The sequence below is a fragment of the Dethiosulfovibrio peptidovorans DSM 11002 genome (assembly GCF_000172975.1).
Lineage (GTDB): Bacteria > Synergistota > Synergistia > Synergistales > Dethiosulfovibrionaceae > Dethiosulfovibrio > Dethiosulfovibrio peptidovorans.
Map to the genome: position 1 here is coordinate 1,776,301 of NZ_ABTR02000001.1, position 17,630 is coordinate 1,793,930.

Consider the following 17,630-nt stretch of genomic DNA (forward strand, 5'->3'; position numbering starts at 1 on the left):
TTACTTTATCGGGTCTTACTGCCTTTTTGGTGTTTGGAGCTATTTGGGCCGTCCCCTCTCGTGTAATCCATCCGATAGAGGCGATACCAAAGGTTTCGGATCGAATTCCCCATATGGTTTTTGCGGGAGAGGGTGGTTTTTTTTACGACAGCTCGATAGGGAAACTAGGTCTTGATTTTATTTTAGAGATGGACGAGACTGGATCGATAGGCCATCTTTCCGAGCTTTTTCGATTCTCAGATAGAATGGCCTGTTGTGTTCTCTCTCCGATCGACGATGAGCCCTTCGGCTGTTTTGCCTTCAGGCTGAATCGGTCTTTCGGCAAGGATTTCGACGAAGAGAAGCTGATGGGCATTGTCGATGAATCGTTCATCGGTGTGACGATGACGCCTTTCTTGGAGGAGAATCGTAGAGGTCTGATTCTTAAGGGAGAGCAACTCGGTAAGCCATTGTTCTGTTCCTTTTACGAAGGATTATTTATCCTGTCTTCCTCGAGGAAGGGTTTTAGATCCATGCTGGAGGCCATAGACGGAAGGTTGGAGTCTTTTTACTCGGCCTGGGACGTAGAGCCTTTCTGGCCTGGTCATCTGGAGGTCTCGGGGGGAGAAGGGGCTTTCAGGTCAGGCAGGGCTTTATCCGTTATGTTTTCTTGGAGATCCGACGATGACGGAGGGATCTTGAGGTGGAGGATCAAAGGAGCCGAGGATCTTCTTCCGGATTTGGAGCCATTCGAATGGGAGAATCTGCCGGATCTTCCTTTTCCATTGGGAATGGCGGCCGGATCGATTTTGCCCGAGCCGGTAATAGTGTCTTCCGGAGGAGAGACGACCCTTCTTTCCGCCCCGTTCCCGGGGTTTGTGGTACATTTTTTGGGAAACGACACCGTCGATGGGATCGTTCGATCCCTGTGGACGGACGTCCTTTCCGACTTTTTGTCTGTGGACGTCTCCGTCGACAGTGGCGGTATCGCCCTGTCTCCTTTTCCCGTGGTGGCAATTAACGAAGGAAAAGGAGGAACCCTTGGGCTCTTGGATCCCGATTCTCTTAGATCCTTCGAGTCCTCCGACATGGATGACAGATTGGTCGATCCATGGAGGAACAGCGTGGCATGGGGGTATATGAACGGCCCATCTTTCGCACTCTTTATGGAGGGTATGATAAAGTCCGGAAGGATCCTTTTCACCGAGGAGGCAGAGAGCTCCATCGGTATGGATTCTCTCGTTAATTTGACTAGGTATCTTCGTCCTCTCTGCGATATATCCTTCGTGGTAACTGAGATAGACGAGGGTGTTCTGAGATGGACGTGTTTTTAAAAATCAGGTTGTGCTTGGAGGAAGCAAAGATGGCTTTGGATGCGCTTAAGGTTCTTAGGGACAGAGGTTATATAGATTGGTGTAGTCACCCGGAGGAGCTTGAGGAGCTCTTCAGAGAGGACAGAGTTACAGCATATGTGGGATTCGACCCTACCGCCGACAGTCTTCACGTAGGGCATCTGATACCTCTGATGGGGTTGGCCTGGCTTCAGAAGTTAGGCCATCGTCCGGTCGTGCTTGCCGGAGGCGGTACCGGCATGATCGGAGATCCTTCCGGCAAAAGCAAAGAGCGGAACCTTCTGTCCATAGAGCAGATAAGGAAGAACGTAGAGGCGGTAAAGAAACAGCTCTCTCATTTCGTCAGCTTCGATTCCGGAGATAACTCGGCTCTTCTGGTCAATAACTACGATTGGTTGAACTCTATGACCTTTCTTGAGTTTCTTAGAGACGTAGGAAAGCATTTCACCGTCAACTACATGGTAGCGAAAGAGCACGTCAAATCCAGACTAGGAGATCCAGAAAAGAGCATTTCCTTTACCGAGTTTTCCTATACGTTGCTCCAGGCCTACGACTTTTTGCACCTATACAGGACCTACGGTTGCAAGCTCCAGATGGGAGGTAACGACCAGCAGGGTAACATAGTATCCGGCATCGACCTGATAAGAAAGACCGACGGTGCTCAGGTATACGGTGGAACCAATCCACTCCTTCTCACGTCGTCTGGAACCAAATTCGGAAAGACAGAGGGCGGAGCGGTGTGGCTCGATCGTGCGAAGACCTCTCCCTACCGTTTTTACCAGTTCTGGGTTAACAGCGAGGATCAGGCTGTGGAAAAACTTCTCAAGCTTTTTACTTTTTTATCACTTGAGAAAATATCGGAGATAATGGAGGAACATTCCGTTTCGCCGGAGAGAAGAGAGGCTCAGAAAATTTTGGCGATGGAGTTGACGTCTCTGGTCCATGGAAAGGATAGAGCCGAGACCGCTCGCAGGGCAAGCGAGATCCTGTTTGGTGGAGCGTTCGATCCGGTCGAATTGTCGTCGGAGATGATGAAAGTCCTGGCTGCAGAGGTTCCCTATTTTGAGGTAGGGGATATCTCGAGGCCCTTGATCGACATAATGGTGGACTCTGCGGTTTCCTCCAGCAAGGGAGAAGCCAGACGCCTCATAAAGGGAGGCGGAGTATCCGTCAACGGAAACAGGATCTCGGATGAACGGATGGAACTCGATGGTTCCTGGCTCCTGCAAGAGGGATATCTTTTTCTAAAGGTCGGTAAAAAGAAGTTCTTCGTCCTGAAGACGGCGAACTGAAGGAGGAGGCATTTCCTGATGAGATCAAAAGGTTGGGTTTGGTTTTTATCCGGAAAATTACGCCCTTGGGATCTTATGTCGCTGGGTTTTACAGCTAGACAGCTGGGGCTGGAGGGTACCAGGCTAACCGTCATATCCGAGTCCGGTTTTTTCCCGGGATCGTTGGTCGAGGTGGTCTCCTGGAATGGCCAGGACGCTTTAGCGAGGGGGCTGACGTTGCTTTTTAGAGGCAATGCATGGCATCTTTGGGGGAGCCCTCCCCGATGGTGGCCGGTTATCTCGACCAGGGCCCTTACTGTCCATTCCTTCAAGGATCCTGAACAGAGATGGAATGGCCATCCCTCCGTATTTTCCGGCATAACCGCCGAAGCCGACCCGAACTCCTGGAGGCCTGCCTTCGAGAGAGACCTATCGTGGGGGCAGCCGGGGGATAGCCACGGCGACCCCATGGCTCTCGTCGTTTTTCCCTCCTCTATGTCCAGGCCCGATAGAAGGACGATTGAGGTACTGCAACGAGGCGTAGGACTTCCCGTAGCCAAACTTACAGATCAGGGAGGGGCCTTTCCCGGTGCCTCTGGAGCTATAGACGATAGAGATGCCGTTAGGTTTTTATCTGGAAGGGGACGGTTGCTAGTCCTGCCGGGAGTAGACCTATCGTCGGCCATATTGGCTGGTTTCGCCGCTCTTTACGGGGTTCCCACCGTCGCTCCTTGGTCTCCCATACTGGACGATCTGTTGGGTATCGATGGATATATAGCCTTGAGAAAGGACGTCCCCATACCGTCTGGGGACGAGCTGGCAGGCGAAAGAGGCAAGACAGCTGCCGTGTCCGCAAGGCATAGGATCAGCCTTCACTTTACCCCGGATGCCTCGGCTCTTTCCATATCAAATATGTACAAGGCTCTATCGGAGGGAGCCCTTTGAGTATTAGAGTCAGATGTGTAGAGATGTTGGCCCGATGGGTTCGCCCGGGATGGCGGGCTTGGACTCTCTATTTTTTCCTACGGTGTGTTTTAGGACTGATCTCACCTAGAAAGACGGTGGCCTTGGACAATATGGCAAGGGCCTTTCCCGATAGAGACGAACAGTGGTGTCGTGAGAACCTGAAGGCGGTTTACGATCACTTCTGTTGGATGGTGGTGGAGTATCTGGCTCTCGTGAATGACCCATCCCAAGCATTGACATGGATCGATAAGGTGGAGGGCAAAGACATCCTCGACGATCTTCTCTCGTCCAAGAAAGGTTGCGTCATATTGGCCAGCCACGGAGGCAACTGGGAACTTCTTTCCGCCTGGTTGTGCCGGAGCGACTACCCTCTCTACGCTGCCGTCAGAGATCCCGATGCCGAGGATCTTGCCGTCCTTATGGAGTCTTACAGACAAAAAGTGGGGTTGAAGACCCTGAGAAAGGAACGAAAGGGTTTCCGAGAGATGGTTCGTCTACCTATGGTCGGTAACTTCGTGGGGTTGGTCGCCGATCAGGACGGAGGACCTACAGGTATACCGGTAAAATTTTTAGGGCGTCCATGTACCATGCCCAAAGGACCTGCCGCCATATCTGTGATGTCCAAGGTCCCGATAATTCCGGTTTCCATAGAGAGAATAGCCCCATTTAGACACAAGGTGAGGGTTTATAGTCCTCTCTCTACGTCCGAAACCGTAAAGGGAAAAGAGGATAAGGTCGTTGCCCTGGCTGCCGAAGTCAATGGGGCCTTGGAGGATATGGTTCGTGCCGTGCCAGGGGAGTGGCTGTGGATGCACCGAAGATGGAAGACCGATATGACAGGAAAGAACTCTATTTGAACTGGGCTACTCGAGATGGTATGCTCAGAAAGAGGAGGTGGGCAGAATGATCGTCTATGAGCTCATGACCGACGGGCATATCGTCAGACTGCCCGATCTAGTATCCATCGGGGATATTCCGAAAGAAGGAGACCCCTTGGTGATATTGCTGATGCCATACAACAGGGCATTGGTGGGTTTCAGACAGGGAGGAGCCTACGAAAAGTGGCTTTGGGGTAAGCCGGGGGAATATGACGCGTCTTGGAGAGAGAGCTTCTTATACGACGACGTTCCCTGTCGTTTCGACACGGGAGATACGATAATAACCATAGGTGGAGAGGTCTCCACGAAATTACGGTCCGAACTACTGAGGCAGCTTCCTCCTCCTGGCGACCATGGAAACACGATGTCGATTCTCAAGGGGTTTCTCAGTTCGACTTCCCTTTTCGACGAAGAGGATAACTGGGACGATGAGGATCTCCTGCTTTCCTCTCTGTCCGGGATGGGAGAGTTCAGGTTGCTCTACTGGGGGGTCCGTAAGGCCCTGTCTCTGGGTGACCATTCCATGGTTGGCCGGATAAAAATATGGGCCAGGAGAGGAATTGACGTCTTTAGGGAAGAACCGGTTTTGCCTAAAATGTGGGTTTCCGTAGGAGAGTTGCCTGGAAACAAGGGAATAGCCGAGCTGGAGGCTCTTCTCTTCAAACCCGATCAGCTTAAAAGGATGAACGCAGAAAAAAGCGGTTCCGTTGTATTTCGAGGAGACTCGGGGTACCTGGTCCGTTTTGAGGGACAGCGTCCCTTCGGAGAGATACCGGTCTCGGTCTGGATGTATTTCCCCTTCTATATGTGGGAGGAAATGAAGGATCGGAGGGGGCTAAGGCCCCAGGAAATAGTGATCCTCTCCTGGGGATATCTGGATGCTCTGGAGGCCACGGAGGACATGGAACGCTACATGCTTCCTGTCTCTCTGGAGGAACCCATAAAGGTAGATGGCTAAGGCCATTTTAAAGGGAGGATGGGGTATTGAAAGCCCATCCTCCCTTCTTTCTATCTTGTGCTCCAACGTTTTTCCAGAAGCTGAAGGGCAAAACTGGTAGAGCTGGTCAGGCATAGGTATATTATTCCAACGGCGATAAACGTCTCAAAAGACGCATAGGTTACGCTTCTGACCTGTTGCCCCGCCATGGTCAGCTCCGTTATGGCCAAGGTGGAAAGAAGTGACGATTCCTTTATCAAAGTGACAAACTCGTTGCCTATTGCGGGAAGCATGCTTCTTATCGCTTGCGGCAGTATTATGTATCTCATGGATTTTAAATAGGAAAGGCCGAGCATCTTGGACGCCTCCCATTGTCCCTTAGGGACGGCCTCTATTCCGCCTCGGACTATCTCTCCTACATATCCAGAGGAGTTTATCCCTAGGCCTATTATCCCGGCCACGAAAGCCGGTAAATTTATGCCGAGGGACGGCAATCCGAAATATATTAGAAAAAGCTGTACCAGAAGAGGAGTGCCCCTTATGACGTATATGTAGGTCGCGGCCAACCCTCTTACCGGAGCGAAGGGGACTACCCTAATGGCGCCGACGATCAAACCGAAGGCGGATCCCAGAACGACGCTGCAGAGAGATGCCTTTACCGTAAACCAGGCTCCAGCCAGAAGCATAGGGATATAGGGCAATAGTATGGAAAAATCCAGGGTCATCTGTAATGAGCCTCCTTAATCCGAATCCGCTACCTGATGAGCCAGCATTCTGTGAAGGAAGGACTTGGTCCGATCCATCTCGGGTGTCTCCAGAATCAGCTTTGGTGAACCTTCTTCGACTATGACGCCGTCGGCCATGAAGATAACCCTGTCGGAGACCTCCTTGGCGAAGAGCATCTCGTGGGTGATGATCATCATAGTCATTCCGCTTTTTGCCAGCCCAGCCATGACGTCCAGGACCTCTCCCACCAGTTCGGGGTCAAGAGCACTGGTAGGTTCGTCGAATAGCATTATCTTGGGCTCCATCGCCAAAGCTCTTGCTATCGCCACTCTTTGTTGCTGACCGCCGGAAAGCTCTCCCGGTCGGGAGTCCCGCTTATCCGCTAGGCCGACCCTGTTGAGCAACTCCAAGGCCTTTGTCTTCGCTCTCGTTGTTGGTAGTTTTTTTACCTTGGTAGGGGACAGGATTACGTTATCGAGCACGGACAGATGAGGAAAGAGGTTGAATTGCTGAAAGATCATGCCTACAAGCTCCGATTGGTCTTCGGTGGAGATACCTCCATGATCGATCCTCCGTCCGTAGAGACGGATCTCTCCCTCGTTTATATCCTCTAGGCGACAGATGCAACGGGCCAAGGTGCTCTTGCCCGATCCGCTGGGGCCTATTACCGATACTACCTCTCCTTCCGACACGTCGATATCGATGCCTCGAAGCACCTGAAGATTCCCAAAAGACTTGTGGAGCCCCTTTATCTGAATGGCAGGATCCATAAAAGTACCTCCTGTTTATATTTGCTTGTCTCTTCAACTTGAGAACACTAGGCTGGAATCATATAGGATATCTTGGCTCGTGGCAAGAGGGGAAGGGAGTTTTTATTGTGTGCTTGAATAGATATTTCCCAAAATAGATTATCTTCGATTTTTAAAGGAATATGGCTAAAATCAGGGCTCTTTGTCCTGGAGATTTAGGGATCCCGATCCTTCGGAGTTTTCTCTTAGGATAAGTCGGTGTAAAATCAAGGCATGAGGAGAGAGCGAGCTAGTTCCTTCAGCATCTCAGACTCCTCCTTCAGGTCGGAGCATCGTCGGTTGCGGTGTGCTGAAGGAAAAAATAGAGAAATACGAGGTTCTATAAGCCCGGTAAGGAACGCCTCCTGTGGCGTTGAAAACGAGTAGAATGAGTATCGAGTACAGTAAGGGTTGATGCGATTGACAGAAGAAACTCACGACGATGCTCCGGCCGTTATCGTCCATCTGGAGGGGATGAGGCCCATCGAAGAATTGAACACTCCAAAACCTCATAGGATTTCGAGACCGCTGTCGCCTGGCGGTGAGAGCGTTAGGGAAGGGTTCCCTGTATAAGACCTACAAGGAGGGTCCGTAATTGGGCTCTCCTTCCTTTTTTGTGGTGTTATAATTTGAGGATGAGATTGAGAGGATCCTCGATCAGGCCACAAGGAGGGATAGAATGAAACAGGAGAGTTGCATCGATAGAGCCAGGAAGCTGCATGGTACCGGTCTAGTGGTGGACGCTCACTTCGATCTTCTCAAGGACGTTTTGGACAAGAAAGAGAAGGGGAGAAGAAACGTAATAGAGGAGGATCACCTTCCTGCTATGAAGAGAGCCGGTCTCGACCTGGTTGTTTCCTCTATCTTCGTAGAGGATCGTTATGTCCCCGATATGGCTCTCAAAAGGGCCCTGGATCAGATAGGAGCCCTATACGACGAACTGGACGAGTGCTCGGATTCTTTCTCTCTATGTGTGAATTGGGAAGAGGTAGAAGCTGCCAAGGCGAAGGGGAGATTGGCGATATTGCTATCTTTCGAGGGAGTCGAGCCTATCTCGAACGATATGGGGCTTCTCCGGATATTTTACGAGCTCGGCGTCCGTGGAGTGGGACTCGTCTGGAGTAGAAGAAATTACGCCGGAGATGGTTGCTTCTTCTCCCGGAGACGGGAGGGTCGGAAAGGAGGTCTTACCGATTTTGGGGTAAGGCTTTTGGACGAGGTTTCCCGTCTCGGTATGTTCCTGGACGTTAGCCATCTGAACGACGAAGGATTTCAGGACGTGCTGGAGTTCTACGAAGGGGCGTTCATCGCCTCTCATTCCAACTGTCGTTCTCTTATGGGGACCATGAGAAATCTGAAGGACGATCAGATTATAGCCCTTGCCGATAGAGGTGGGGTCATGGGAATGAACAGCTGTAGTACCTTTGTGGCCGAGGAATCTAAGGTAGGACCGGTAGGGGGTTCTCATTTGGCCGACCACGTGGATCACGTAAAAAAACTCGTAGGTATTGAGCATGTAGGTTTCGGATTCGATTTCTGCGATATGTTTCGTGAGTCTACTGGAAGCCAAAGTTACGACTGCATATCCGGTTACGGTCAGGTAGTTGAGCTTTCCGCCGAGCTACTGAGCAGAGGATACTCGGACGAAGATGTCTTGTCGGTGATAGGGTTAAATTTCGCCAGGGTGTACAAATCGGCTCTTTCATGAGTCGATTTTGGAAGGGGATCCTATGTGGGATCCCCTTCCAACTGGTAGATCAGTAGGTCCACTCGAAGTCGGGCAGTCCCGCGTCAAGCATCCTTTTCTTCACGTCTTTAGCGATATATTCCAGATCTTCCGGGGTTTTGCCCTCGCATCTGGTAGCCAACACCGGTTGGGTGTTGGATGCCCTTATAAGTCCCCAACCTTTTCCGTCGGGGTATACGATCCTCAGTCCGTCCACAGTTATGGCCTCGTGCTCTGCGAGGGCTTGGGACGTTATCCGTTCCATAACCTCGAACTTTCTGTCGTCGGGGCAGTCGACCCTTACCTCCTCGGTGTGATAGTAGACGGGCATGTCGGAGAGCATCTCCGATAGGGTCTGGTCGCTTTTCGAAAGCATCCTTAGAAGTCTTCCCGCGGCGTAGAAGGAGTCATCGAAGCCGTAGTATTCGTCGGCGAAGAAGATGTGTCCCGAGTATTCTCCGGCGAACAGAGCCCCGATCCTCTTCATCTCCGCCTTTATAAGGGAGTGGCCTGCCTTGTAGTAATGAGGGACTCCCCCCAGTCGCCTGACCTCGTCCTCCAGGGCCTGAGAGCATTTGACCTCTATTATGGCGGTTGATCCTGGGTTTTTCGGGAGGATCTCTCTCCAGTAGAGCGCCATTAGGATGTCTCCCCAGACGATCTCGCCCGAATCGTCAACGACCCCTATCCTGTCGGCGTCTCCGTCGAAGCCGAAGCCGACGTCCGCCTTGTTCTCCTTTACCGAGGCGATGAGATCCTGCATATTTGCCCTCTTCTGAGGATCCGGATGGTGATTGGGGAACGTCCCGTCCGGATCGCAGTAAAGAGGAATTACCTCGCAGCCCAGGCTTTCCAGGAAATCCACTATCCTGAGAGATGCCGTTCCATTGGCAGCGTCCGCCACGACCTTGAGCTTTCTCGGCCCCAGTTGGATCTTGGATTTCAGCATCTCAAGATAGTCGGGCCACAGGTCTTCCACCGAAACATCTCCTGGTTTGCCTGCCATTTCAAAGTCGTCCTTCTCCACCATCTCGCGGATTTTCTGTATCTCATCTCCGTATATGGTGGATTTTCCCAAGGCCATCTTGAGACCGTTCATATCCTTGGGGTTATGGCTCCCGGTTATCATTATCGCTCCATCGATATCGTGGTGAAATAGGCTCCAGTACAGCAGAGGACTCGTCACGGTACCTACGTCTATAACGTCTATGCCGGTATCGGTGAGCCCTTGGATAACGTCTTGTCTGATCCTCTCGGTGGAGATTCGGACGTCTCCTCCCACGGACGCCTTGGTTATGCCCTTGCGGCTTAGGTAGGTCCCGTACGATCTCGCTATGGCCAGTACGTTCGGGGAAGATAAGTCAGTTTCAGCCTCTCCCCTTATATCGTATTCTCTGAATATATTGGAGGGGACGTTCATTGGCGATCACTCCTTAAAGATGATTGTCGGTTGTTTCCGTTTCCGTTACAGTATAATCCAGGTTTACGTTCTGCGTCGACTTTTGATTTTCCCATTTCATGGGTGGAATTCGTCCCACTTAGGAGTGATATTAATGTTGCATGCTCTGCTTATAGTTCTTCCTCTAGGTCTCATAATGGCGATCGGATGGATCGTCAAACGGATCGGTCTCGTGACGGATACAGGGGTGGCTGAGATGAATGGCATGTTGTACTGGGTGTCCATGCCGGCTATCCTATTTAGGTCGACCATAAAGGTGGACCCCGCCCATTTCTCGAACTTCCCCTTCATGTGCGGCGTCTACGGGGTTTTCGTAGTTTTGCCTTTTATATCTTGGGTTCTGGCTAGGCTCAGAGGACTTCCCAGAGATAGGCTTGCCGTTTCGGTTCTAGTCTCGATAAGGGGCAACAACGTTTTTATGGGGCTTCCTGCCGTTACTATAGCTCTGGGCGAACCGGGGCTCGTCAGTTACGGGATTTATCTGGCCCTGTCCCTGGTGGTCTACCAGATGATCTCTATTGCGATGGGACAACTCGCTCTATCCGGTGAGTTGTCCATCAAGTCCCTTTTAGATACGGTCCGTAAACTAGCAGGAAATCCCATGCTTGGAGCCTGCGTTCTAGGAGTGACAGGTGCTTTCCTGGGAATGGGGGAGCTGCCCGGATGGTTGGACCAAACTCTCGGTATACTGGGTAACGTAGGCAGCGGAGTTGCTTTGATGGCCTTAGGGGGCTCTCTTCAGATAGAACATATTTTATCCTCCGTCAGGAGGGTTTGGAACGATATCCTGATTCGTCTGTTTCTGTCTCCCCTCATGACCTGGGGGGCTTTGACTTTTATGGATGTCGATCCGATGCTGACTAAGACCGCCGTACTGGTGGCGGCCATGCCCGCTGCTGTAAATAATTTTGTCCTGGCCCAGGGGATGGGGATGGACGGATCTTACGCCGGTGAGGTGATTATAACCACGACGGTCTTTTCCATATTCTCCTTGACTTTATGGATTTCCCTGTTGGGAGTTTAGAGGTTGCCTTTTAGTTACTTTATCGGAGGACGGGGGTGACCCCTCGTGATAAAATAAAATGGGTACGTTTTACCGAGGGGGTGTATTTTTTTGGGTTATGGGGAAACCAAAGATCACGTATTGCTGGTGCTTTCTTTCTCACTGTTTTGTTGCATGATGGGAGTAGGTGTGATAAGTCCCATACTGCCTCTTTACGCCGTTCAGATGGGAGCCAGCGGCACATTGCTGGGACTGGTGTTTGGCGCTTTTTCCATGTCGAGGCTTTTCTGCTCCCTCGTCTCCGGGTCAATGGCCGACAGGCTGGAGAGAAAGACCCTGATTCTCTTCGGGCTCTCTATCTATACCATATCGTCCCTAGCCTATCTTTTCGTTGAATCCGCCTGGCATCTGGTAGCTATAAGGTTCTTCAACGGTCTCGGGTCGGCGTTCGTGGTTCCCGTCGCCATGTCTATCGGTTCCGACGTGAGCGAAGAAGGGGAAGAAGGGGCTTTTTTTGGCTCCCTTCAGATGGCCCTTTTCGCTGGGATAGGCGCAGGTCCCCTTATCAGCGGTCTGTTGACCGATTGGTTGGGGGTGCAGGCGCCCTTTCTCGTCATGACCGCCATGACCTTGGTGGCCCTTACGGGCATAGCTCTTTGGCTTCCCAAGGGGTTGCCTGTCAGTCCGTCCGGAAAGGGGGGAGATCTCTCCGTCTATTCGGCTCTCCTGAAGGACCCGGTCTTGAGAAGGGTCTATGTCTATAGGTTTTCGACCGCTCTCGGGCGCGGTTCAATGTTGATGTTTCTGCCTTTGATCGCCACCGAATTGGACCTATCTTTTGTTAAAGTAGGGGTTATACTTTCGACGGTATCGATCGCCACGTCCCTCTTTCAGAAATACACCGGAGGTCTGGCCGATCGTTTTCCCAAGAACCGTCTTGTTCTGGTGGCTGGGGTTCTCTCCTCCGTGACGTTGTTCTCCATGCCGTTGCTCCGTTCCTTTCCTGCGTTGCTTTTAGGTGCTTTGGTCTTCGGGATCGGAACCGCCATAGGAGCTCCTTCCATAACATCTCTGGCCGCTATCAGAGGTCGTGATTTCGGGACGGGAAGGGCCATGGGTTTTTTCAATATATCCTTTGGGCTGGGCATGATGAGCGGGCCTATTCTGGCCGGATACATAAGGGACGCCGGGATACTTTCGTCTCCGTTCGTTCCTATTGGAATCATCCTCTTGACGGCGTCGTCGTTTTTTATCCTAGATCGACCTTTCAGAGCCGTCGGCATCTCTTCCGGAAGAGAGGAATGCGTATCTGGTTGACGCTTTGGTAACCGTCCAGATTTTTATTAGGAGGTACTCCTTTGTTGCTAGAGGAAAAAAGAGAGTTAGTGGTTCGATACGGCAGGATGATTCAGGAGGAAAAACTCACGACCGGTACGGGGGGAAACCTCAGCGTCCTGGAGCCCTCGTCGGGATTAATGGCGATAAGCCCCTCTGGGATAGGCTACGAGAAGATCGTTCCGAAAGACGTCGTTATAATGTCCCTGGACGGAGTTTTTCCTGAGGAGGATCACAGAGAGCCCTCCTCCGAATGGCAGCTGCATTCAGCCCTTTATCGGCATCGGCCCGACGTCGGAGCCATCGTGCACTGTCATTCCGATTACGCCACGGCAGTCTCCTGCCTTGGTATCGATCTGCCTCCCGTAAACTACATGATAGCGGTAGCAGGGGATAAAGTCCCTCTGACTCCTTTTGCCGTCTACGGGACCTCCGATTTAGCCCAAAGCGTGGTGAATTCCATCGGGGATTCCGACGCGGCCTTGATGGCCAACCACGGTCAGATCGCTTTGGGAAAAACGATAAAAGCCGCTTTCACCGTAGCACTCAACGTCGAGTACGTGGCGAGACTGTTTATCTTGGCCAAGGGAGCGGGAGACCCCGTATTGTTGTCGAGGGCGGATATTTTAGAGACCAGGAAGCGTTTTAAATCCTATGGCCAGATAAGAAAAGACCGAGGAGAGGGTGATCACGATGCCTCTGTGGGGTAGATACCGTATGGATCGTTTTATAAGTTCTCTGCCGACCCCCCTTTATTGGTTGCTTTTGGGGCTGGCGTTATTTTTTCTGGTCGGCTGTCTTCTGTCCGTACTGGGTATGCTTTTGCCTCTGCTATTGTTAGGGGCCGTCGTTTGGTTCTTGATGGGCTGTGCCAGGGATCCCAGGTTTTTAGATGTCGTCAAGGGCAGACGAGGCGGAAAAGGTCCTCGCCGCTTTTAGGCCTCTCCTGTAGCGCACCGCAGAGGTTTAGAGTAAAATTACTCGAGCGCGTTTTTTGCGATGAACATAGGGATTAAGAGAGGAAGTGTCAATCGGATGGAGAATATTCGATACGCACAGATAAACGGAGTGGAGATCAGAGACATGAAAGACCTTCCAGGTGAGGAGGTCCTTTACAGTGGAAGCCTTTACCTGGACGGAAAGGAGATCGGAGCCATAGAGGAAGATCCTGAGGGAGGCCCTATATCCTTGGATGTGTTTCCGAGATACGAAGAGGTCCTTAAATCCAGGATCAACGACTACGTCAGAGCCATGGCCTTGGAGGAGGGAGAGATACCCCATAGGGACGTGTTTTTCCTCGACCTTATAGATATGCAGATCTTCTACGATATGTATCGCGAAGGATTGGCAGAGGGGTACATGTGCCTGGTAGTCGACGCGTCCGGTGAGGATCTTGAAATATACAGCGTCCAGTCCGAGGAGGAAGTGGAGAATCTGGTAAGGGAGAAGGACCTCTCGGATTTCGAGGTATATGCATCGCCTACGGATTTCATAGTCAGCTGTTAATCTCTGCGAGAGGAGGGAGTTCCCTTCTCTCTTTTTTCGTCTCTAGATATTTTCGATCTTTTGCTGATCTCATCGTCCCTCAGAAAAAGGAATGGATCGTCTCCTCCGTCGAAATAATCCTCGCTTCGCCAATTCTCGGTCCCGTCTGCCATAGCGTCACCCCCTTTATTTTCGATATACGGCTTGCATTTTACTTTCCCCTAGAGTATATTTCAACGTGGAATATAGCAGGGAAGTTCGTTCAGGAAGCCGGTGAAAATCCGGCACAGCCCCGCTACGGTTAGGATGACGACGGAGACACACCGCCTCTGACTTCGGTCGGAAAGGCGTCTCCTAGGTTGAATCCAAGTCCGGATACTGAACGGAACTACCGTCGATTGTATCTCCTCGAGGGCGGAGATGATCGTTTTTTTGTCCAATAAGGCGGCCCTTGGGCCGTTTTTTTTATTTGCCCCCATACTCCGTCTTCAAGGCGGTTAGTGTAGGACAGGAGGCGGCCTTAGGCCGCCTCCTCGTCCTATATCGAATTACTTACTCAGCAAGGTGGTGTTCTTGATCTTTATTTTTAATCGATCTGTCCGGACTATGTTGGTCTTTTGTCTCTTGTCTTTTCTAAGCGTTTCTTCCTCCTGTGGAATGACGGTGGATTACGCCACCAACCTGAAGGTGGAAAATGTCGATGGGTGTTATATGGTGACCGTGGATCGTCCCTACTACGGTGCGACCGAACCGGAGGTCGTCCTGTTGGTGCCGGAGGGAACTAAGCCTTCCGCATCGCTGGAAGGAATCTCTAGGATAGATATTCCTCTTAATCGTATCGTCGTGGGAACTACCCCGGCGGTTGCGTGTCTTGATGCGTTGGAGGCGTTGGATCTGCTTGTGGGGCTGGCGGGAGGCAAGTATGTCTACTCCGATTCGGTCAGAAAGATGGGGCTTCCAGAGGTGGCATCCGACGGAGGTATGTCCAGATCCCTGGATAGGGAAAGACTGCTGGAGTTGGCCCCCGATGGGTTCATCACCTATCTTTATGGTGACGAGGAGCGTCGGGACGTCGATTTTTTAAGGAATTGTGGCGTGCCAGTACTGTTCATGGCGGAGTATCTGGAGGACTCTCCTCTGGCCAGAGCGGAGTGGATAAAGTTTATCGGACTTTTGGTCGGCATGGAAGAGCAGGCCATCGAGATATTCGATAAAGTGGTCCGGAGATATGAAGTGCTGGCGAGTATGGTCGATAAATCCCAAGTCCGGCCGTTGGTCCTTTCGGGAGCTCCTTTCGGAGGGGTCTGGTACGTTCCCAGGAGGGACAGCTGGCCGTCCATGATGTTCCGGGCGGCCGGGGCGAAATCTCTCTGGAACGATTTAGAGGGAACCGGCACTGCTCCGATGGATCTGGAGGCGGTCCTGGTGAGGGCGGAATCCAGCGACATCTGGTTGAACTGCGGTTCCTGGCGGAGCCTTGAGGATGCAGAGAGATCGGGACTTCCTATAGAGGCTTTCCCCCCCTTCGAAAAAGGGGAGATCTACAACAATGATCGCAGGGTTACCTCCGAGGGAGGTAACGATTACTATCAGTCCGGAATAGTAAGACCGGATATGATACTTGCGGATCTCATATCCATAATCCATCCGGAAAAGATGAGGGATCATGAGCTGTTCTACTACCGAAAGCTCCAGTAGATCCCTTCGTATCTTTTTGCCTTGGATACTACTTCCCATGGCACTTATCATCGTGGCTTTGGCTGGTCTCTGTCTGGGGTCCGCATCAATTCCGGTCTCCTCTATCTGGGCGATTTTCTCCGGCGGAGATGTCTCCGGCAGTTGGAAGACCATAGTCTTGGATCTGAGGTTGCCTAGGGTGGTCTCGGCCATCCTGGCAGGAGCAGCTCTGTCTTCCTCCGGGTTGATCATGCAGACCCTTTTCGGAAACGGTCTCGCCGGTCCATCGGTCCTAGGGGTTAGTTCCGGCGCCAGCCTGGGAGCCGCTCTGGCTTTGCTTCTCGCACCTGGAGCCGGGCTGATCTCTCGTTTGGGTCTTCTCGGCTGTTCCTTCGCCGGAGCCTTCATCACGATGATGCTCGTAGCCTTGATAGGCGAGAGGATAAAGAGAGGCGGCACCTTGCTAATTCTGGGGTTGATGATAGGATACACGGTCAACGCGGTGGTCTCCGTGTTGATACAGTGGGCGCCTTCGGAGCGGGTTCACGGATTCGTCTCCTGGAGTTTCGGGACATTTTCCGGCATAGGCTGGGATCGTATTCCCTGGATGGCCTTCTCCGTGTTCCTGGGGCTGGTCTTGGCCTTCATGGGGAGCAGACTTTGGGATGCCTTCTTGCTGGGAGAGACGTGTGCCGCCACCATAGGGGCAGACGTTCCCAGGATAAGGAGAAGGATGATACTGATATCGGCTTTGTTGGCCGGAACGGTCACGGCGTTTTGTGGTCCCGTGGCCTTCCTGGGGGTGGCCGTTCCCCATATGGCCAGGGGTATCTCCGGTAGCGCCAGACATGGTCGGCTTCTTCCTGTCACCGTTCTGTGCGGTGCCTCTTTGGCGGTCGCCGCCGATCTGCTGTCAAGACTTCCAGGCGGAGCGTCGTCTCTTCCTCTGAACTCGGTGACCTCGCTGATAGGTGCGCCTGTGGTGGCCTGGGTGGTCTTTCGGGGTGGAGACCGATGAAAGATCCTATACTTCAATCTATTGGGTTGGCCGTGGGATATAAGGACAGGACAGTCGTATCTGGGATGGATTTTTCCCTCTTTCGAGGAGAGGTCGTCTCTCTGTTGGGTCCCAACGGATCGGGTAAATCCACGGCCCTGAGGACTCTCCTGGGGCTTCAGCCATCTCTCGACGGTGTCGTTCTGTTGGACGGAGCTCCGTTGGAGGCCTACTCTCCTTTGAAGAGAGCCAGAATCGTAGGAGCCGCCCTTTCCGACAGACCTAGGCCCTGGGGCATTACCGCGTTGGAGCTGGTGGAACAGGGGCGTTTCTCCAGGGAGCGTGACGAAGAGAGATGCGTCAGGGCAATGGAGGATATGGGGGCCATGGAGTTGGCGGGCAGACAGCTGACGGAGCTCAGTGATGGGGAGCTTCAGAGGGTCCACGTAGCCAGGGCTTTGGCTCAGGATCCGTCACTCCTGATATTGGACGAGCCGACGTCTTTTTTGGACCAGCCCAGAAGGGTAGAGGTACTTCGGAGACTGAGACGATTGGCTGCGGAGAGGGATATCTCTGTGTTGCTCTCGCTTCATGACCTGGATCTGGCTCTTTCCCAGTCGGACAGATGTATCTTGATAGTCGACGGAGTAATATCGGTGGGATCTCCGGAGGATCTGGTCTTGCGAGGAGCCTTCGGAGATGCATACGGCCAGCCTAGGGACTGGGATCCTCTGGAAAGGCCGGAGCCCGACTATCCCGATACCTCCATAACGGTAGAGCTTAGTTGTCCGGACCATCTCTCATATTGGGTCCTCCGAGGACTCAGACGAGGTGGTTTTGCCTTGGGATCTTCCAGCTGTCGTCTTATCGTGTCGGTCGATGACGGAGATATCCTGTTTCGTGTCGATAACGAAGGGACGGTCTCCGAGCATGGAAGGCTGGACTCGGTGATAGACGTTCTGTCCGGCGATAGGGAAAGTTCGCGATGTCCTCGATAGAGACATTAGATGCCGTCCTTTCCCGTAGCGAAGTGGAGGATGCTCTGTCTAGG

18 protein-coding genes and 1 riboswitch are annotated in these 17,630 nt (G+C 52.3%); of the genes, 14 read left to right on the forward strand and 4 right to left on the reverse strand.

The genetic code is table 11. The annotated features are described in order from the left end of the window. The first annotated feature begins 113 nt into the window (after positions 1-113). The 5 genes from DPEP_RS08480 to DPEP_RS08500 are packed head-to-tail and all read left to right on the forward strand — an operon-like array spanning position 114 to position 5,404. A complete protein-coding gene (locus tag DPEP_RS08480) occupies positions 114-1,313 on the forward strand; it encodes a hypothetical protein (RefSeq protein WP_005661280.1) in 1,200 nt (399 codons plus the stop codon). Positions 1,314-1,342: 29 nt separating this feature from the next. After that, positions 1,343-2,623, forward strand: a complete 1,281-nt coding sequence (gene tyrS / locus DPEP_RS08485; protein ID WP_040383293.1) for a tyrosine--tRNA ligase — start codon at positions 1,343-1,345, stop codon at positions 2,621-2,623. Between the two features lie 18 nt (positions 2,624-2,641). After that, positions 2,642-3,547: a hypothetical protein gene (locus DPEP_RS08490; protein ID WP_005661283.1), complete on the forward strand. Its 906-nt coding sequence runs from the start codon at positions 2,642-2,644 to the stop codon at positions 3,545-3,547. Next, positions 3,544-4,425 (forward strand): lysophospholipid acyltransferase family protein, encoded by an 882-nt coding sequence (locus DPEP_RS08495; protein ID WP_005661285.1) that lies wholly within the window; start codon positions 3,544-3,546, stop codon positions 4,423-4,425. Before DPEP_RS08490 ends, DPEP_RS08495 begins: the two co-directional genes overlap by 4 nt. A gap of 46 nt (positions 4,426-4,471) precedes the next feature. After that, a complete protein-coding gene (locus tag DPEP_RS08500) occupies positions 4,472-5,404 on the forward strand; it encodes a hypothetical protein (RefSeq protein ID WP_005661287.1) in 933 nt (310 codons plus the stop codon). Positions 5,405-5,454: 50 nt separating this feature from the next. Here DPEP_RS08500 and DPEP_RS08505 read toward each other — a convergent pair whose 3' ends face one another. Together DPEP_RS08505 and DPEP_RS08510 are read right to left on the reverse strand one after the other, a co-directional pair. Further along, positions 5,455-6,108 (reverse strand): amino acid ABC transporter permease, encoded by a 654-nt coding sequence (locus DPEP_RS08505; RefSeq protein WP_005661290.1) that lies wholly within the window; start codon positions 6,106-6,108, stop codon positions 5,455-5,457. A gap of 15 nt (positions 6,109-6,123) precedes the next feature. Further along, positions 6,124-6,879, reverse strand: coding sequence for an amino acid ABC transporter ATP-binding protein (locus DPEP_RS08510; protein ID WP_005661291.1), 756 nt, complete (start codon positions 6,877-6,879; stop codon positions 6,124-6,126). Between the two features lie 697 nt (positions 6,880-7,576). Here DPEP_RS08510 and DPEP_RS08515 point away from each other — a divergent pair. Beyond that, positions 7,577-8,605 carry a dipeptidase gene (locus DPEP_RS08515; RefSeq protein WP_005661294.1) on the forward strand — a complete coding sequence of 343 codons (1,029 nt, stop codon included), beginning with the start codon at positions 7,577-7,579 and terminating at the stop codon, positions 8,603-8,605. A gap of 49 nt (positions 8,606-8,654) precedes the next feature. On the opposite strand, the gene DPEP_RS08520 is transcribed toward DPEP_RS08515, so the two are convergent. Next, positions 8,655-10,043, reverse strand: coding sequence for a phosphomannomutase/phosphoglucomutase (locus tag DPEP_RS08520; protein ID WP_005661297.1), 1,389 nt, complete (start codon positions 10,041-10,043; stop codon positions 8,655-8,657). A 133-nt stretch (positions 10,044-10,176) separates the two neighbouring features. Between DPEP_RS08520 and DPEP_RS08525 the strand changes: the two genes are divergently transcribed. From DPEP_RS08525 to DPEP_RS08545, 5 genes are all read left to right on the forward strand, one after another. Continuing rightward, the gene (locus DPEP_RS08525; RefSeq protein WP_005661299.1) at positions 10,177-11,106 is read left to right on the forward strand and encodes an AEC family transporter; all 930 of its coding nucleotides are present in this window, start codon (positions 10,177-10,179) and stop codon (positions 11,104-11,106) included. A 90-nt stretch (positions 11,107-11,196) separates the two neighbouring features. After that, complete coding sequence (locus DPEP_RS08530; RefSeq protein ID WP_005661301.1) at positions 11,197-12,402, forward strand: MFS transporter; 1,206 nt, start codon at positions 11,197-11,199, stop codon at positions 12,400-12,402. 44 nt (positions 12,403-12,446) lie between these two features. Continuing rightward, the gene (locus DPEP_RS08535; protein ID WP_156775105.1) at positions 12,447-13,130 is read left to right on the forward strand and encodes a class II aldolase/adducin family protein; all 684 of its coding nucleotides are present in this window, start codon (positions 12,447-12,449) and stop codon (positions 13,128-13,130) included. 7 nt (positions 13,131-13,137) lie between these two features. Next, entirely contained in the window at positions 13,138-13,359 is a 222-nt protein-coding gene (locus tag DPEP_RS08540; RefSeq protein WP_156775106.1) for a hypothetical protein, read from the forward strand. A 96-nt stretch (positions 13,360-13,455) separates the two neighbouring features. Then, positions 13,456-13,926: a hypothetical protein gene (locus tag DPEP_RS08545; RefSeq protein ID WP_005661307.1), complete on the forward strand. Its 471-nt coding sequence runs from the start codon at positions 13,456-13,458 to the stop codon at positions 13,924-13,926. On the opposite strand, the gene DPEP_RS13310 is transcribed toward DPEP_RS08545, so the two are convergent. After that, entirely contained in the window at positions 13,923-14,078 is a 156-nt protein-coding gene (locus tag DPEP_RS13310; RefSeq protein ID WP_005661309.1) for a hypothetical protein, read from the reverse strand. The two genes, DPEP_RS08545 and DPEP_RS13310, sit on opposite strands and share 4 nt — an antisense overlap. Before the next feature lie 90 nt (positions 14,079-14,168). Beyond that, a riboswitch (cobalamin riboswitch) is annotated at positions 14,169-14,286 on the forward strand. Positions 14,287-14,529: 243 nt separating this feature from the next. Between DPEP_RS13310 and DPEP_RS08550 the strand changes: the two genes are divergently transcribed. From DPEP_RS08550 to DPEP_RS08560, 3 genes are read left to right on the forward strand one after another with little or no spacing between them, the layout of a single operon-like run. Beyond that, on the forward strand, positions 14,530-15,603 hold the full coding sequence (locus DPEP_RS08550; RefSeq protein ID WP_198003063.1) for an ABC transporter substrate-binding protein: 1,074 nt from the start codon (positions 14,530-14,532) through the stop codon (positions 15,601-15,603). Then, the gene (locus DPEP_RS08555; RefSeq protein ID WP_050771316.1) at positions 15,572-16,600 is read left to right on the forward strand and encodes a FecCD family ABC transporter permease; all 1,029 of its coding nucleotides are present in this window, start codon (positions 15,572-15,574) and stop codon (positions 16,598-16,600) included. Before DPEP_RS08550 ends, DPEP_RS08555 begins: the two co-directional genes overlap by 32 nt. Beyond that, positions 16,597-17,577 carry an ABC transporter ATP-binding protein gene (locus tag DPEP_RS08560; protein WP_005661313.1) on the forward strand — a complete coding sequence of 327 codons (981 nt, stop codon included), beginning with the start codon at positions 16,597-16,599 and terminating at the stop codon, positions 17,575-17,577. Before DPEP_RS08555 ends, DPEP_RS08560 begins: the two co-directional genes overlap by 4 nt. Positions 17,578-17,630 lie beyond the last annotated feature (53 nt).

Bases quoted from the DNA above. Each gene is read 5' to 3' on its own strand.
- DPEP_RS08480 (WP_005661280.1), top strand. From the start codon at position 114: ATGGTTTTTGCGGGAGAGGGTGGTTTTTTTTACGACAGCTCGATAGGG.
- tyrS (WP_040383293.1), top strand. From the start codon at position 1,343: ATGGCTTTGGATGCGCTTAAGGTTCTTAGGGACAGAGGTTATATAGAT.
- DPEP_RS08490 (WP_005661283.1), top strand. From the start codon at position 2,642: ATGAGATCAAAAGGTTGGGTTTGGTTTTTATCCGGAAAATTACGCCCT.
- DPEP_RS08500 (WP_005661287.1), top strand. From the start codon at position 4,472: ATGATCGTCTATGAGCTCATGACCGACGGGCATATCGTCAGACTGCCC.
- DPEP_RS08505 (WP_005661290.1), bottom strand. From the start codon at position 6,108: ATGACCCTGGATTTTTCCATACTATTGCCCTATATCCCTATGCTTCTG.
- DPEP_RS08510 (WP_005661291.1), bottom strand. From the start codon at position 6,879: ATGGATCCTGCCATTCAGATAAAGGGGCTCCACAAGTCTTTTGGGAAT.
- DPEP_RS08515 (WP_005661294.1), top strand. From the start codon at position 7,577: ATGAAACAGGAGAGTTGCATCGATAGAGCCAGGAAGCTGCATGGTACC.
- DPEP_RS08520 (WP_005661297.1), bottom strand. From the start codon at position 10,043: ATGAACGTCCCCTCCAATATATTCAGAGAATACGATATAAGGGGAGAG.
- DPEP_RS08525 (WP_005661299.1), top strand. From the start codon at position 10,177: ATGTTGCATGCTCTGCTTATAGTTCTTCCTCTAGGTCTCATAATGGCG.
- DPEP_RS08540 (WP_156775106.1), top strand. From the start codon at position 13,138: ATGGATCGTTTTATAAGTTCTCTGCCGACCCCCCTTTATTGGTTGCTT.
- DPEP_RS08545 (WP_005661307.1), top strand. From the start codon at position 13,456: ATGGAGAATATTCGATACGCACAGATAAACGGAGTGGAGATCAGAGAC.
- DPEP_RS13310 (WP_005661309.1), bottom strand. From the start codon at position 14,078: ATGGCAGACGGGACCGAGAATTGGCGAAGCGAGGATTATTTCGACGGA.
- DPEP_RS08555 (WP_050771316.1), top strand. From the start codon at position 15,572: ATGAGCTGTTCTACTACCGAAAGCTCCAGTAGATCCCTTCGTATCTTT.
- DPEP_RS08560 (WP_005661313.1), top strand. From the start codon at position 16,597: ATGAAAGATCCTATACTTCAATCTATTGGGTTGGCCGTGGGATATAAG.